General features: G+C 67.5%; 13 protein-coding genes and 1 tRNA gene. 7 read left to right on the forward strand and 7 right to left on the reverse strand.

All coding sequences use genetic code 11. The features are described 5' to 3' along the window. Positions 1 to 10: 10 nt before the first annotated feature. The 5 genes from AC2W7K_RS14055 (at position 11) to AC2W7K_RS14075 (ending at position 4925) form a co-directional block, all read left to right on the forward strand. Entirely contained in the window at positions 11 to 940 is a 930-nt protein-coding gene (locus tag AC2W7K_RS14055) for a sugar phosphate isomerase/epimerase family protein (RefSeq protein ID WP_009381064.1), read from the forward strand. A gap of 61 nt (positions 941 to 1001) precedes the next feature. Next, on the forward strand, positions 1002 to 2018 hold the full coding sequence (locus tag AC2W7K_RS14060; protein ID WP_009381065.1) for a Gfo/Idh/MocA family protein: 1017 nt from the start codon (positions 1002 to 1004) through the stop codon (positions 2016 to 2018). Positions 2019 to 2028: 10 nt separating this feature from the next. After that, positions 2029 to 2913 carry a sugar phosphate isomerase/epimerase family protein gene (locus tag AC2W7K_RS14065; RefSeq protein WP_144588935.1) on the forward strand — a complete coding sequence of 295 codons (885 nt, stop codon included), beginning with the start codon at positions 2029 to 2031 and terminating at the stop codon, positions 2911 to 2913. A gap of 179 nt (positions 2914 to 3092) precedes the next feature. After that, a complete protein-coding gene (locus tag AC2W7K_RS14070; protein WP_009381069.1) occupies positions 3093 to 4508 on the forward strand; it encodes a sugar porter family MFS transporter in 1416 nt (471 codons plus the stop codon). A 57-nt stretch (positions 4509 to 4565) separates the two neighbouring features. After that, entirely contained in the window at positions 4566 to 4925 is a 360-nt protein-coding gene (locus AC2W7K_RS14075; RefSeq protein ID WP_063250605.1) for a universal stress protein, read from the forward strand. Positions 4926 to 5056: 131 nt separating this feature from the next. Here the strand turns inward: AC2W7K_RS14075 and AC2W7K_RS14080 are convergent. Together AC2W7K_RS14080 and AC2W7K_RS14085 are read right to left on the reverse strand one after the other, a co-directional pair. Next, a tRNA-Arg gene (locus AC2W7K_RS14080) sits at positions 5057 to 5132 on the reverse strand. A 116-nt stretch (positions 5133 to 5248) separates the two neighbouring features. Beyond that, a complete protein-coding gene (locus tag AC2W7K_RS14085; RefSeq protein ID WP_258403367.1) occupies positions 5249 to 5374 on the reverse strand; it encodes a hypothetical protein in 126 nt (41 codons plus the stop codon). 187 nt (positions 5375 to 5561) lie between these two features. On the opposite strand from AC2W7K_RS14085, the gene AC2W7K_RS14090 reads away from it, so the two are divergent. Further along, on the forward strand, positions 5562 to 7394 hold the full coding sequence (locus tag AC2W7K_RS14090) for a phosphoenolpyruvate carboxykinase (GTP) (protein ID WP_278373420.1): 1833 nt from the start codon (positions 5562 to 5564) through the stop codon (positions 7392 to 7394). Between the two features lie 715 nt (positions 7395 to 8109). Here the strand turns inward: AC2W7K_RS14090 and AC2W7K_RS14095 are convergent. From AC2W7K_RS14095 to AC2W7K_RS14110, 4 genes are all read right to left on the reverse strand, one after another. Beyond that, the gene (locus AC2W7K_RS14095) at positions 8110 to 8343 is read right to left on the reverse strand and encodes a hypothetical protein (RefSeq protein WP_009381072.1); all 234 of its coding nucleotides are present in this window, start codon (positions 8341 to 8343) and stop codon (positions 8110 to 8112) included. Next, positions 8340 to 9767 (reverse strand): inorganic phosphate transporter, encoded by a 1428-nt coding sequence (locus AC2W7K_RS14100; RefSeq protein WP_144588929.1) that lies wholly within the window; start codon positions 9765 to 9767, stop codon positions 8340 to 8342. Before AC2W7K_RS14100 ends, AC2W7K_RS14095 begins: the two co-directional genes overlap by 4 nt. A 292-nt stretch (positions 9768 to 10059) precedes the next feature. After that, positions 10060 to 11508, reverse strand: a complete 1449-nt coding sequence (locus AC2W7K_RS14105) for an aspartate aminotransferase family protein (protein WP_222125969.1) — start codon at positions 11506 to 11508, stop codon at positions 10060 to 10062. Between the two features lie 78 nt (positions 11509 to 11586). After that, positions 11587 to 13071 (reverse strand): CoA-acylating methylmalonate-semialdehyde dehydrogenase, encoded by a 1485-nt coding sequence (locus tag AC2W7K_RS14110; protein WP_131247860.1) that lies wholly within the window; start codon positions 13069 to 13071, stop codon positions 11587 to 11589. A 115-nt stretch (positions 13072 to 13186) separates the two neighbouring features. On the opposite strand from AC2W7K_RS14110, the gene AC2W7K_RS14115 reads away from it, so the two are divergent. Beyond that, a complete protein-coding gene (locus tag AC2W7K_RS14115) occupies positions 13187 to 14794 on the forward strand; it encodes a PucR family transcriptional regulator (RefSeq protein WP_131247858.1) in 1608 nt (535 codons plus the stop codon). A 16-nt stretch (positions 14795 to 14810) separates the two neighbouring features. Here AC2W7K_RS14115 and AC2W7K_RS14120 read toward each other — a convergent pair whose 3' ends face one another. Continuing rightward, entirely contained in the window at positions 14811 to 15404 is a 594-nt protein-coding gene (locus AC2W7K_RS14120) for a short chain dehydrogenase (protein ID WP_131247856.1), read from the reverse strand. Positions 15405 to 15786: the final 382 nt, after the last annotated feature.

Below are 15786 nucleotides of genomic sequence, written 5' to 3' on the forward strand. Positions count from 1 at the left end.
GACACCCACCATGACCACCTCGACGGCGGCAACGCAACCGCTGCGCATCGGCACCGCCCCCGACTCGTGGGGCGTGTGGTTCCCCGACCATCCCGGCCAGGTGCCCTGGCAGCGGTTCCTCGACGAGGTCGCCGAGGCCGGGTACACGTGGATCGAACTCGGACCCTACGGCTACCTTCCCACCGATCCCGCACAGCTCGGCGAGGAGCTCGGCAGCCGCGGCCTCAAACTCTCCGGCGGAACGGTCTTCACCGGCTTCCACAAGTCGGGCGACCAGTTCGCCCGGGCCTGGGAGCAGGTCGAACGCGTCGCGAAGCTCACTGCGGCCCTCGGCGGCGAGCACATCGTCGTCATCCCCGACCTGTGGCGCTCGGACGCCACCAGCGAAGTCCTCGAAGCCCGCACCCTCGACGCGGAGGGCTGGCAGCGTCTCGCCGCCGGCCACGACGCCCTCGGCAAGGCGCTCGAGGAGGAGTACGGCCTCCACCAGCAGTTCCATTCGCACGCCGACTCCCACGTCGGCACCCACTCCGAGGTCGAACGGTTCCTCGAACTCACCGACGAGCGCTTCACCAACCTCTGCCTCGACACCGGCCACTTCTCCTACTACGGCGGGGACAACCTGCGGCTCATCGAGGACCATCCCTCCCGGATCGGCTACCTCCACCTCAAGCAGGTCGACCCGGTGAGGATCTGGGACGTCCTCAAGTCAGATCAGCCCTTCGCCGAGGCGGTCGCCGAGGGAATCATGGTCGAACCGAACCAGGGGATCCCGCCGCTCGATCCGATCATCGAGGCCGTCGCCGCCCTCGACCCGAACACCTTCGCCATCGTCGAACAGGACATGTTCGGCTGCAGCGTCGACGCCCCCTACCCCATCGCCGAGCGGACGCTGCAGACGATCCTCGCCTCGACCCCGTCCGCCGCCACCGACCACTGAGGACACGATCATGTCGACACCGACAGCCACCTCGGCGAGAGCACAATCGCAAGGAGCGAGCATGAACGCACAGGACTTCCGCATCGGCGTCGTCGGCGCCGGGATGATGGGCGCCGACCACATCCGGCGCATCACCCGCTCGATCAGCGGAGCGAACGTCTCGGCCGTCATTGAACCCGACACGGGCCGGGCCCAGGCGGCGCTCGGCGATGCTCCGGCCGCGCAGGCCTTCACCCGGGTCGAGGACGCCCTCGATGCGGGCGCCGTCGACGGTCTGCTCATCGCCACCCCCGGCTTCCTCCATGAGCCGGTGCTCCTGCCGGCGATCGAGGCCGGAATCCCGACCCTGTGCGAGAAGCCGCTCACTCCCGACCCCGAATCCTCGCTGCGCGTCCTCGAGGCCGAACAGGCAGGCGGGCGCAGGCTCATCCAGGTCGGGTTCATGCGCCGCTTCGACCCCGAATACCGGCAGCTGCGCGGTCTCGTCGAATCGGGTGAGACCGGGGAGCTGCTCATGCTCCGGTGCGCCCACCGCAACGCGGTCGTCCCCGACTCCTACCAGCAGGAATCGCTCATCACCGACTCCGTCGTCCACGAGTTCGACATCGTCCCGTGGCTCGCCGGATCGCCGATCAGATCCGTCGAGGTCAAGTTCGCCCGCCGCAATCCGCTCACGCCTGAGCGCCTGCGTGAACCGATCCTCGTGCTCATGGAACTCGAGAACGGGGTCCTCGTCGACCTCGAAATGAACGTCAGCGTCCAGTTCGGCTACCAGGTGTCCACCGAGGCGGTGTTCTCCTCCGGCATCGCCCGCATCGGCGAGCCCACCGGACTCCAGACCTGGCACGCGGGCCGCTTCTCAATGGGCGAGCACGCCGACTTCACCACCCGGTTCGCCACCGCCTACGATGCACAGGTCCAAGCCTGGGTCGACGCCTCCCGGGCGGGCACGACGACCGGTCCGTCAGCGTGGGACGGATACCGGGTCGCCGTCGCCTGCCAGGAGGGAGTCGCCTCGCTGGGCGGCGGCGGTCAGCGCACGATCGATGTTCCGCCGACCCCGGCGTTCTACGCGTGAGGAGCAGACGATGAAGATCGCCTACGACCCGACCCCGCTCCACCACACGCACAGGCTGCTCGACTTCGCCGCAGCCACCGCCGACCTCGGGTTCGAGCACATGCAGCTCACCCCGCATCCGGACTTCGCGACGCACTTCCGGTACCCGAAGATGGACCGCGACCTCATCAAGCGCTTCGCCCACAGCGTCGACGCCGCCGGGATCACCGTACCGGCGCTCCTGCCCGTGCAGCGGATCGCGTGGCCCGATGAGGCGAAACGGCAGGCTGCGGTGAAGAACTTCGACCGCGTCATCGACATCGCCGTCGACCTCGGCGTGGGCACGATCAACACCGAGTTCAGCGGCCGACCCGAGTCGTTCGAGGACTCCGAGGAATCGTTCTACCGGTCGATGGACGAGCTGCTGCCCCGCGTCGAACGCGAGGGCCTCAGGCTCAACTTCGACCCCCACCCCGACGACTTCGTCGAGGACGGCCACGAGGCGTGGCGGGTGCTGCGCGGGCTCGATTCGGACGCCATCGGCTTCGTCTACGTCGCCCCGCACACCTTCCACTACGGCGACTGCCTTGACACGCTCGTCCCCGAACTCGGCGACCGCCTCCGCGCGGTCTACATCTCCGACGCCTACGACCACCGGGCCTCACACGGGCTGCGGTACATCGCGAACCCGCCGACCACCTCGGCGAGGGTGCACCAGCACCTCAAGGTGGGCGACGGGGACGTCGACTTCGAGGCCCTCTTCGCGACCCTGGGGACGACAGGGTTCCTCGACCGGGAGGATGCGCTCATCGTCTCCAATGTCTTCGGGGAGAACGAGAACAACGACTCCGTCAGCCGGTACCAGAAGCAGGCGATCGACGACCTCGTCGCCGGACATCGAGGTGACGCCGACTGACCACAACCGACAGGGTCGCCTGACATATCGGCCGCCTGCCCACCCGAGCACAGGCTCACCCATCGCCTGAGGCTGGCGGACATCGCCCTACCCGTCGTGCGCCCGCGCACATCCGAACCGCACCATTCACCGAGTCATTCAGCACCATTCACAGAGTCATTCAAAGGAGAGTGAACGCCATGAGCGGTCAACAGAAGTCACTCGTGGACCTGCCCCCTGACACCAAAGGTCCGCACACCTCCCGGTTGGGGATCATCGCCGTCGTCGCCACCTTCGGCGGTCTGCTCTTCGGCTACGACACCGGCGTCGTCAACGGTGCCCTCGAGCCGCTCACCCAGGACTTCGGACTCACCCCGCGCACCGAGGGGATCGTCGTCAGCTTCCTCACAATCGGGGCCGCTTTCGGCGCCGTCATCGGCGGGCGGCTCTCCGATGCCTTCGGCAGGCGGTCGAACATCCTCCTGCTCGCGACGTTCTTCATCGTCGGCACGCTTGCGTGCGCGCTCGCACCGAACTGGCAGTTCCTCGCCGGTGCCCGGTTCTTCCTCGGTCTCGCCGTCGGCGCTGCGTCGACGACAGTGCCGGTCTACCTCGCCGAGCTCGCCCCGTTCGAACGGCGAGGTTCGCTGGTGACCCGCAACGAGGTGATGATCGTCGTCGGTCAGTTCGCGGCCTTCGTCATCAACGCGATCATCTTCAACATCTGGGGAGAGCACGAGGGCGTGTGGCGGTACATGCTCGCCGTCGCCGTGCTGCCAGCGATCGCTCTGCTCATCGGCATGCTCTTCCTCCCCGAGAGCCCGCGCTGGCTGATCTCGAAACACCGTGACGACCAGGCGTTCGAGGTGCTCAAACAGGTCCGCTCGACCGAACGCGCCGAGGCGGAGATGAAGGAGGTCGAACTCCTCGCCGAGGAGGAGGAGAAGTCGAAGACGGGCGGACTGTCCGACCTCGCCTCGAAGTGGGTGCTGCGCCTCGTCATCATCGGCGTCGGCCTCGGCATCGCCCAGCAGCTCACCGGCATCAACTCGGTGATGTACTACGGCACCCAGCTGCTCACCGACGCCGGTTTCTCCGCCGACGCCGCAATCATCGCGAACACCTTCAACGGACTCTTCTCCGTCCTCGGCGTCACCGTCGGCATCATGCTCATCAACAAGCTGCCGCGGCGGGTCATGCTGCTCGGCGGGTTCACACTCACGAGCACGTTCCACCTCCTCATCGGCCTCTCCGCGGTGTTCCTCCCGGACGGGCAGTTCAAGGCGTACGCGATCCTCGTCTTCGTCGTCCTCTTCGTCTTCTCGATGCAGGGCACGCTCGGACCCCTCGTATGGCTCATGCTCGCCGAGATCTTCCCGCTGAAGATCCGCTCGTTCGCGATGGGCATCTGCGTCTTCGCCCTGTGGATGGCCAATGCCGCCGTGGCCCAGTTCTTCCCCAGCGTCGTCGCCGGCATGGGGATCGCGAACACCTTCTTCATGTTCGCCGGCCTCGGAGTTCTCGCCCTCATCTTCATCTACTTCATGGTCCCCGAAACGAGGAACAAGACCCTCGAGGACCTCGAAGAGGAGTTCCGCACGAAGTACGGTCGCTGAGGGTCCCGAGTATCCTCGATGACACATCCCCGCCCACCGAGCATCCAAGGAGTGACCATGGCCATCATGGTGGCAGTCCCCGACAACGCCTCAGCCGACGCAGCCGTCACGGCCGCGATCGGCGAAGCCCGGCATTTCGACACGAACCTCGTCGTCATCCCGCTGGGTATCCAGTCCGATTTCGACACGACCGTGCTCGACGCCTCCGAAGTGCCGTACGAGCTCGTCGGCCGCCAGGGTCGCGGTGATCGCGATCCCGCCGAGGCGGTCCTCGACGAACTCGAGGAACGCGACGACATCGCGCGCCTCGTCATCGGCATGAAGCGCCGTTCCCGGGTCGGCAAGGCCCTCATGGGCTCGGTGAGTCAGCGGCTGCTCCTCGACTCGCCGGTGCCGGTGCTCGCGGTCAAAGCCTGATCACCCCGGGCGTTCTGCCAGTGATGCGCCGGCCCCATCAGCGTCGGAGTCAGTGGTGGGGTCCTAGGGGCGGACGACGCGGACATGACGAAGGCCCCTCACCGGAATCTCTCCTGGTGAGGGGCCTTTCGTGGTGCGCCACGAGGGATTCGAACCCCCAACCTTCTGATCCGTAGTCAGATGCTCTATCCGTTGAGCTAGTGGCGCATCGTCACCGGGCTCCCGCCCTGCAACTCGATCAACTATACACACGATGCCGATCCGACCTCAAATCTCCGACCAGTGCCCTTCGCCACAGTTTCGGGCGACTTCCGCCGCAACGTTCAGCGCTGACCGCAGGAATCCGCTCCGCCGGACGGCTGCCAAAGGGGACGCACGGGACGGTTGACCGCCTCGGCGAGGAAATCGATGATCCAGTTTTCAAGCAGATCATCGATCTGAAACTTCACGTCACACTTCTGCAAAAAACACGGCATGTGCTTGACGAGAATAAGTCACAAGTGCCCTGGTTGTGTTCCAATGCACATCTTCGAGCGGCGATATTCGGTGATCTTCACCATTGCGCCCACCCTACCGTGGAGATGTACCGCCCTCCGACATCCGTCGCGAAACCCCCGATACACCAGGAGACCACTCATGACAGTCCTCGACCATGACGTCGTCGCTGACCAGCTGAAGAACGCCCCCACGAAGAACGAGAAGGTGCTTTCGTTCGTCAGCCGGATCGCCACCCTCACCACCCCCGACGAGATCGTGTGGATCGACGGCTCCGAGGGTCAGCGGGACCTCATCACGCAGCAGCTCGTCGATGCCGGCACGCTCGTGCGCCTCACCGGCACGAAGGACTCCTACTACGCCGCCTCGGATCCCGAGGACGTCGCCCGCGTCGAGGACCGCACCTACATCTGCTCGGTCGACGAGAAGGACGCCGGCGCGCTCAACAACTGGGTCGCCCCCGCGGAGATGAAGGAGACCCTCAACGGTCTCTTCGACGGCTCGATGCGCGGACGCACGATGTACGTCATCCCCTTCGTCATGGGCCTCGCCGAGGCGGATCAGCCGATGTTCGGCATCGAGGTCACCGACTCGCCCTACGTCGTGCTCTCGATGCTCATCATGGCTCGCTCGGGCAAGTACGCCCTCGACGCGATCGATGCGCAGGACGCGGACTTCGTCGAGTGCGTCCACTCGGTGGGCGCCCCGCTCGCTGAGGGCGAGGCCGATGTCGCTTGGCCGAACAACTCGACGAAGTACATCACCCACTTCCCCGAGGAGCGCTCGATCTGGTCGTTCGGCTCCGGCTACGGCGGCAACGCGCTGCTCGGCAAGAAGTGCTACGCACTGCGCATCGCCTCGGCGATCGCCCACGACGAGGGCTGGCTGGCCGAGCACATGCTCATCCTCAAGCTGACGAACCCGGAGGGCCAGGTCAAGTACATCGCCGCCGCGTTCCCCTCGGCCTGCGGCAAGACCAACCTCGCCATGATCGAGCCGACGATCCCCGGCTGGAAGGCCGAGACACTCGGTGACGACATCGCGTGGATGCGCTTCGGCGAGGACGGCCAACTCTACGCCGTCAACCCCGAGTTCGGCCTCTTCGGCGTCGCGCCGGGTACCGGCTACTCGACCAACCCGACCGCGATGCACGCGATCGAGGCCGGCGGCAACATCTTCACGAACGTCGCGCTCACCGACGACGGCGACGTGTGGTGGGAGGGCAAGACCGACGAGAAGCCCGCGCACCTCACCGACTGGCGGGGCAACGACTGGACTCCGGACTCGGAGACCCCGGCCGCGCACCCGAACTCGCGCTTCTGCACCCCGATCGCCAACGTTCCCACGCTCGCTCCCGAGTGGCAGAACCCCAACGGCGTACCGATCTCGGCGATCCTCTTCGGCGGACGCCGCAACACGACGATGCCGCTGGTCACCGAGACCCGCGACTGGAACCACGGTGTGTTCATGGGCTCGGTGCTCTCCTCGGAGACCACCGCGGCAGCCACCGGTGCCGTCGGCGTCGTCCGTCGTGACCCCATGGCGATGCGTCCGTTCATCGGCTACAACGTCGGCGACTACCTCCAGCACTGGCTCAACATCGGCCAGACCGAGGGTGCGAAGCTGCCGAAGATCTTCTACGTCAACTGGTTCCGTCGCGATGACGACAACTCGTTCCTGTGGCCCGGGTTCTCCGAGAACTCGCGTGTCCTCAAGTGGGTCTTCGAGCGCGTCGCCGGCACCGCCGACGCTGTCGAGTCCCCGCTCGGCTTCACCCCGGCTGAGGGCGCACTCGACACCGAGGGCCTCGACTTCACCGCGGAGCAGCTGCGCAAGGCGCTCGCGATCAAGCCCGAGGAGTGGGAGACCGAGCTCGCCTCGATCGAAGAGTGGTACGCCGAGCTCGGTGATTCGGTTCCGGCCGAACTCCGCGCCGAGGTCGACAGCCTCCGCGAGCGCCTCGGCCTTGCCTGAAGTGCTGATCTGCGTGAGTCGCTGAGCACGTGCAGTGCTCAGCGGTGCGGATGTGTGGCAGCGGTTCACGTGAACCGCTGAGCCTCACGGCGTCGCACTGACACCGACGATCCCCCGATCACCGCCGAGGTGGTCGGGGGATCGTCGTGTTCGACGTCGGTCGGGGGTTCCGGGCGGCGTCGGGTGGCAGCCTTGGCCGGGCGGCCTCCGCAGTGCCGGGCCGCCTTGGCCCGGCAGTCTCAGGAGCGCCGGGCCGCTCCGCTGACCCTCCCCGAAGCGGCAATTCATCCCGGTGCAAGGGGAGGAATCAGCGCTCCAGCGAGGGGGTGGCGCGCTCGAGGTTGTTCGTTCAGCTGCGGGTGCGAAGCATCGCTTGGGGTGTGAATAGATGCCGACGGTGGGATGTGGCCGGCGCGGCAGCACGGCGACACTGCACCATGCGTGCACCACTCCTCGGAGTTGCAAATCCTACGCTTGCAAACGTAGGACGTAACGCTGCGGCGCAGGGGTGGCGTGCTCGAGGTTGTTCGTGCGACTGCCGGTGCGAAGCAGCGCCACGGGTGCGACGCCGCGCAACGGGTGCGGAGTGACGCTAAGGGTGCGGCGTGCGACTGCGGGTACGGGGCGTTCGAGCTGTGTCTCGGGAGGAGCTCAGGCTGAGCGCCCGCATGTCAGCGACGACACGGCGACCCGGCGAAGTCCGCGGCGGGAGCGCTCAGGCACCGTGGAGGACGGGGACGATGAGGTAGACCCCGAAGAGGACAAGCGCACCGCAGAGTGCGAAGACGGCCCAGTATCCGGCCTTGAGCAGCGGGTTGCCGTGGCCCTCGGCGACCTGATCGATGTGGACCGCGCGCATGCGCACCGCGGTCGAGAACAGTCCGATGACGACGAGCGACGAGAACCACGTCGCAATCGCCACGATGGCGAACGAGCTCCACTCGATCATTTGGCGCCTCCCTTGTCAGCATCGGCGTCTTGCCTCGATGCGTCGGCAGCCGACGTGCCTGTCGCCCGGACGTCCGTTGCGGAACCAGCGCTGCTCGCCGTGCCAGCGACTGCCTCCTTCGCGACGGCATCCGTCGTCACAGCGCCGTTGGCCGCCGCAGTGCGACGCGCCTGGGACTTCCGGCTCTTCTTCTCCGCGTCCTTCTTCGTCTGCGCCTCGGTGCGGGCCTCACGACGCGCCTCGGCGCGCTTGCGGTTGCGATCCTGGCGCAGCTTGCGCTTGCGGCCGCGGATGTTGACGGCCTCGCCGACGGTGTCGAAGTTCGAGATCTCGGCAGTCTTGTCCTGGCGGGAGCTGAGGTAGATCCAGAGGACGGCGACGACGGCGACGGCGGTGTCGATAAGAACGCCGAACAGCCCCAGGTGGGCGACACCGGCCGCGGCCGCACCGACGATGCCCGCGGCCGGGATCGTCAGCAGCCAGCCCGAGGCGATGCGTCCGGCCGTCGACCACCGGACGTCGGCACCCTTGCGGCCGAGACCCGACCCGAGCACCGAACCGGAGGCGACCTGCGTCGTCGACAGGGCGAAGCCGAGGTGCGAGGAGGCGAGGATCGCCGCAGCGGTCGAGGTCTCAGCGGAGAGTCCCTGGGCGGGCTTGACGGTGGTGAGCTTCGTGCCGAGCGTGTCGATGATCCGCCATCCGCCGACGTAGGTGCCGAAGGCGATCGCGAAGGCACACGTGGCGATGACCCAGAACTGCGGGCCAGTGCCCTGCGCCTGGAGGTTCGCGGAGATGAGGACGAGGGTGATGACGCCCATCGTCTTCTGCGCATCGTTCGTGCCGTGGGCGAGCGCGACAAGCGAGGAGCTGAAGATCTGCCCGTACTTGAACGGCGCCCGGTGCGCGGTCTGTCCGTCGCCGTTGCGGCGGGTGATGTAGTACGCGAGTCGCGTGCACAGGTAGGCGCTGATGCCGGCGATGAGCGGCGCGGCGATCGCCGGGATGACGACCTTGGAGAGGAAGACCCCGAAGTCGACCGAGTTCAGGCCCGCACCGACGATGGCCGCACCGATGAGGCCACCGAAGAGCGCGTGCGAGGACGACGACGGCAGACCGAACCGCCACGTCGCCATGTTCCAGATGATCGCGCCGATGAGGCCGGCGAGTATGAAGTCCGGAGTGATCTGGACCCCGCCCTCGCCTTCGCGGATGATGCCCCCGGAGATCGTCTTCGCCACCTCGGTGGAGAGGAAGGCGCCTACGAGGTTGAGGATCGCGGCGAGGGTGACGGCGGCCTTCGGCTTGATCGCGCCCGTGGCGATCGGCGTGGCCATCGCGTTGGCCGTATCGTGAAAGCCGTTGGTGAAGTCGAAGAAGAGTGCCAGTGCGACGACGAGCACGACGACGAAGATGATTTCCACTCAGCGACCTTGGATGTAGACACAGCGGGGACCGGGGATTGAACGCACTGCCAGGCAGCGGCCTCAAACACGTGTGAGTCTACAACGTGAGACGCCGAAGCTTCACACAGCCTTCAGCCTGCAGTCACCCCATTCATCTTCCGTTCATCTGCGAACTGGGTCAATACCTGCAGCCGCAGGGACGATGTATCAGCTCTCACATCCCGCCGAGGCGGCCGCCGGGTCCCAGCGCACCGGTCGTTCGGTGCCGGAACGACCCCGCCGAGGCGACCGCCGGGTCCCAGCGTCCGATTCAGTGCACGAATCCGTCGGCGACGGCCAGCGCCCGATCGAGGGCCTCGAGGCCGCGGCGGACATCGACGTCGGGGGTGTTGAGCGGGGGCACGATGTGGATGCGGTTGAAGTTCGCGAACGGGAGCACACCACCTGCCTTGAGGGCGGCGATGACCGCGTTCATCTCCTCAGACGATCCGCCGTAGGCCGCCATCGGCTCCTTCGTCTCCCGGTTCCGGACAAGCTCGACGGCCCAGAAGCAGCCCATCCCCCGGACGTCGCCGACGGAAGGATGACGATCGGCGAGCTCGCGCAGGGCGGGACCGATCACCTCGGCGCCGAGGCGGTCAGCATTCTCGACCATCCCCTCCTCACGCATCGCCCCGATCGTCGCCACCGCCGCCGCGCACGCGAGCGGGTGCCCGGAGTACGTCAGCCCGCCGGGGTAGGCCCGGTCGCGGAAGGTCTCGTAGATCGCCTCCGAGATCGCGACCCCGCCGAGCGGGACGTAGCCGGAGTTCACACCCTTGGCGAAGGTGATGAGGTCGGGGGTGACGTCCCAACGATCGACGGCGAACCAGCGTCCCGTCCGGCCGAACCCGGCCATGACCTCGTCGGCGATGTAGACGATGCCGTAGCGCCGGGTCAGCTCCCGGACGCCCGCGAGGTAGCCGGCGGGCGGACCGTAGATGCCGGCGGTTCCGGGCACGGTCTCGAGGACGAGGGCCGCGATGTTCGCCGGGCCCTCGAGAACGATGAGGTCCTCGAGGTGGCGCAGCGCGCGCTCGGTCTCCACCGCCTCGGTGGTCGAGCCGAAGTAGGAACGGTACTGGTAGGCGGGCATGAAGTGGACGACGCCCTCAGCCGAGTAGTCGTTGGGGAAGCGGCGCGGATCCCCGGTGACGTTGACGGCGAGCTGGGTGCCGCCGTGGTAGCTGCGGTAGGCGGAGAGGACCTTCGTCCGGCCCGTGTGCAGGCGCGCCATGCGGATCGCGTGCTCGTTCGCGTCCGCTCCCCCGTTGGTGAAGAACACGTGGTCGAGATCGCCGGGGGCGAGCTCGGCGATGAGGCGGGCGGCCTCCGAGCGGGCGTCGTTGACGTGCTGGGGTGCGATCGTGCACAGCCGTCCCGCCTGCTCCTGAATGGCGGCGACCACTGCGGGGTGCTGGTGGCCGATGTTCGTGTTCACCAGCTGCGAGGAGAAGTCGAGGAGCTTCCGACCCTCGCCGTCCCAGACATAGGAGCCCTCTGCCGCGACGACGGTCATCGGGTCGAACGGCCCCTGCGCCTGCCACGAATGGAAGACATGGGCGCGGTCGAGGTCGTGGGCGCGCCGCCCGGCCGCAAGCTGCTCGGCGGTGATTCGGTCGTCGGCGCGCCCGAGCCCGTCGGCGTCGGGGCGGTCCAGTGACGCCTCAGAAGTCGCGGGGTCCGTTGTGCGGGCAGCTGTGCCGATGGTCGTTGTCATCATTGTCCTTCGCCGAGGCGGTCCGGTCGTGACCGGACCGCCGATCGTTCGTGAGGTGGTCAGTGGTCCGTGGACTGGTCAGTCGTGGGTCGGGAAGCCGAGGTTGAGGCCGCCATGGCTGGGGTCGAGCCAGCGGGAGGTGACGACCTTGCCGCGGGTGAAGAAGTGCACACCCTCCTCGCCGTACGCGTGGGTGTCGCCGAACAGCGAGTTCTTCCACCCGCCGAACGAGTACCAGCCGACGGGGACGGGGATGGGCACGTTGACGCCGACCATGCCGACCTCGACCTCGCGTTCGAAGCGACGGGCGGCACCGCCGTCATTGGTGAAGATCGCAGTGCCGTTGCCGTACGGGTTGGCGTTGATGAGTTCGAGGCCCTCGTCGTAGCCGGGCACGCGGACGACAGAGAGGACTGGCCCGAAGATCTCGTCGGTGTAGATCGACATGTCCGGGCTGACGTGGTCGAAGAGCGTCGGATTGAGGAAGAACCCGTCAGCGGGGACATCGTCCCGGCCGTCGAGGACGACGGTGGCCCCCGCCTCGGCGCCGGCATCGATGTAGCCTGCCACCTTGTCACGGTGGGCGGCGGTGATGAGCGGCCCCATATCGGGTTCGGTCGCACCGTCGCCGACGCGCAGGGTGCGGGTGCGTTCGGCGATCTTCGCCACGAGCTCATCGGCGATCTGCTCGACGGCGACGACGACGGAGATCGCCATGCACCGCTCCCCCGCGGCACCGTAGCCGGCGTTGACGGCGGCATCGGCGGCGAGGTCGAGGTCGGAGTCGGGGAGGACGAGCATGTGGTTCTTCGCCCCGCCGAGAGCCTGGACCCGCTTGCCGGTGCCGGTCCCGGTCTCGTAGACGTACTTCGCGATCGGGGTGGAGCCGACGAAGGACACCGAGGCGACGTCCGGGCTGGTGAGGATCGTGTCGACTGATTCCTTGTCGCCGTGGACGACGTTGAAGACACCGTCGGGCAGTCCGGCCTCCTGCCAGCGGGCGGCGAGCCAGTTCGCCGCGCTCGGGTCCTTCTCGCTGGGCTTGAGGACGACGGTGTTGCCGGCGGCGATCGCGACAGGGAAGAACCACATCGGGACCATCGCGGGGAAGTTGAAGGGCGAGATGATCGCTGAGACGCCGAGCGGCTGGCGCAGCGAGTGGACGTCGACGGTCGTCGAGACGTTCTCGGAGAAGCCGCCCTTGAGCAGGCCGGCGATGCCGCACGCGAACTCGACGACCTCCTGACCGCGGGCGATCTCGCCGAGGGCGTCGGAGAGGACCTTGCCGTGTTCGGCGGTGATGATCTCGGCGAGCTCCTGCTTGCGGGCGTTGAGCAGTTCACGGAAGGCGAAGAGGATCGCCGTGCGCTTGGCCAGGGACGTGTCGCGCCAGCCGGGGAACGCCTCGGCGGCGGCCCGGATCGCGCCTTCCGTGGTGGCGGCATCGGCGAACGCGACCTCCCCCGTGACCTCTCCGGTGGCGGGGTTCGTCACCTCGCCGAGGCGGGTGTCGGGTCCGGCGGGAACGGTCCGTCCGTTGATCCAGTGGGAGATGGCGGCCATGGGGTTTCCTTCTGCGTCGGTGACAGGGATGGTCTGCTCCCATCGTCGTCGCCCACCTGGCCGCGCGACAGTGTCAGAGTGTCAGTCAAGACGGTCAGAGATTTACACTGTGTCAATGAACAATGAGAGGTCGGAGGCCGCAGCGAGCCTGACCGTCGCCGGGGTACTCGACCTCGAAGAGATCCGCAGCGGTGCGCCCGAGATCGTCGCCGGGGAGGCCGGCCTCGACCGCGCGATCCGGTGGGTGCACATCGCCGATTCCGAACACGTCGAACAGTTCCTCGAAGGCGGCGAACTCGTCCTCACGACCGCGCAGACCTTTCGCCGCTCCCCTGCCGCAATGGCGGTCTTCCTCGATCAGCTCGAGGCCGCCGGTGCCGTCGGCGTCGTCGTCGAGCTCGTCGACGACGCCGGGGCCCCGGATGAGCAGGCCGCCGAGGTGGTCCGCCGGGCAGCCGTCGGGCGCGACCTTCCCGTCGTCGTCCTCACGCATCGAATCAAGTTCGTCCGCATCACCGAGGTCGCTCACCGCTCGCTGCTGGCCGAGCAGCTCGGGCGTCTCGAACGGGCGCAGGAGATCCACGAGACCTACACGCAGCTCAGCCTCGAGCGGGCCGAGGTCGGCACGATCGTCGCGCGCACGGCCGAGCTGCTCGGAGCCCCGGTCGTCCTCGAGGATGTCGCCCATCGGGTGCTCGCCCAGGCCGGTCCGGGAGCAGAGGCGCTCGTCGCCGACTGGGTCGCGCTCGTCTCCGGGGCCGACGCGTATGTGCGGCGTGACTGGCCGCAGATCCCGGTCGGCCTGCAGTCGAGGCGGTGGGGTCGCCTCGTCGTGCCGGGTCTGCCGGCCGGCACGGCCGATGTCGAGCAGATCATCGAACGGGCAGCGCAGGCGCTCACGCTCACGCGCATGGCGGAGACCGACGAACGGGACCTGCTGCTCCAGGCCCAGGCGGGTTTCGTCCGCGAGCTCATGGATGTCGGCGCCGCAGATGAGGCGCAGGCGAGAACCCGGGCGCGCTCGCTCGGGTTCGATCCGCCCGGTGGGTCGCTGCTTGTGCCCGCAGTCATCCGCCTCGACCAGGATCCGAGCACGGATCCGACGCGGATCCAGCTGTGGGAGCGCGCCCTCATCCAGGAGGCGACGGCCGCGGCCTCTCGCGCCGGTGTCGCGACGCTGTCGACGGGACTGCAGTCGGGGTCGTTCGGTCTCGTCCTCGCTCTGCCTGGGCGCGGCGATGAGTCGAAGGTGCTGCGCCGCGTCTTCGACGGGATCGCCGATCTCGGGACGACGTGGACGGTGGGAGTCGGGCACAGCAGCCCGTCGCTGCTCACAGCTGCGGCTCGCCTCGAGTCGGCCGCCCAGGTCGCCGAGGTGGCCTCGACCCTCGATGTCCGCGAGCAGGTCTTCTACCGCGCCGGCGACGTGCGGCTGCGCGGACTGCTCGCAGTCCTCGCCGATGACCCTCGACTGCGCGGCTTCGCCGAAGGGGAACTCGGACCGCTGATCGAGTCGCCAGATGGGGAGATGCTCGACTTCCTCGAACTCGTCCTCACCCACGGCGGCAACAAGTCAGCGGTGGCACGGGCCGGATTCCTCTCCCGGCCCGCCCTCTACGCGAGGCTCGCGAAGCTTCAGGACCGACTCGGCGTCTCCCTCGACGACGCCGAATCGAGGACCGCGCTCCACGTCGCCCTCCTGTGGTGGCGGATGAATCGGTGAGGCGTTCTGGCAGGGCTCAGACGGTCAGGGTGCGGCCGGTGACGTTGCCCTCAACGGCGCGCACGAACGCCGCGGCCACCTCCTCATCGGTCACGGGGATCATCCCGGCGAAGGCGTTGTGGAAGTGCGGCGAGTTCGCGAGCACATTGGGGCTGACGGCATTGATCCGGATCCCCCTCGGCAGCTCCGGGGCGGCGGCCATGACGAAGGACTCGAGTGCGCCGTTGGCCAGCGCGGCCGCTGCCGCGGTCGGCACCGATTCGCGACTGAGGACTCCGCTGGTCAGGGTGATCGACCCGCCGTCCCGAACATGGTCGAGGCCCTGGGTGACGAACTCGACCTGGCCGAGCACCTTCGAGGTCAGAGCCGAGAGATAGTCGTCGCGGGTGAGCTCGGTGACGGGCTTGAAGGGAACGGAGCCGGCGGCGACGACGATGGCATCGACCTCGCCGACCGCGTCGAGCAGTGCCTGGATCGACGCGGGATCGCTCGTGTCGACTCCTGGGTCCGTCGACCGTGAGGCGGAGATGACTTCGTGTCCGCGCGCTTCGAACTCGGCCACGGCCACCCGCCCGACATGACCGCCTGCTCCGACGACAAGAATTCTCATAGTGGGCACTCCTTCGCACCTTCGCTTCTCGTGCGGATCGCCGAGGACTCGGCGGTTCGCCCGGTCATCGCCTGCAAGGTCCGACCGGCACTGACCACACTAGACCTCGGCACTGACCTTCAGGGGATCCGCCGACTCCTCGGCTTTTTGTGGTCGAAGAACCGAGGATTCTGAGCCGTTTGGGCGTTTTTCCCTCAGTTATTCGACCACAACGGGGAGGCCAACAGACCTCGTGCACAGTCGGCTCTCCGGCCGCAGCCGGGGGTTATAGGCCAAAAAGTGTGTCCGTGATCGTCCCGGATCCCAGCCACACCAAGGACAATCACCTGATTGCTTAGCTCTGATCGCTTAGCATTCGTAGGGTGCTTGCAATCGACCGAAA

Source organism: Brevibacterium sp. LAARM2_SD2, assembly GCF_057364785.1.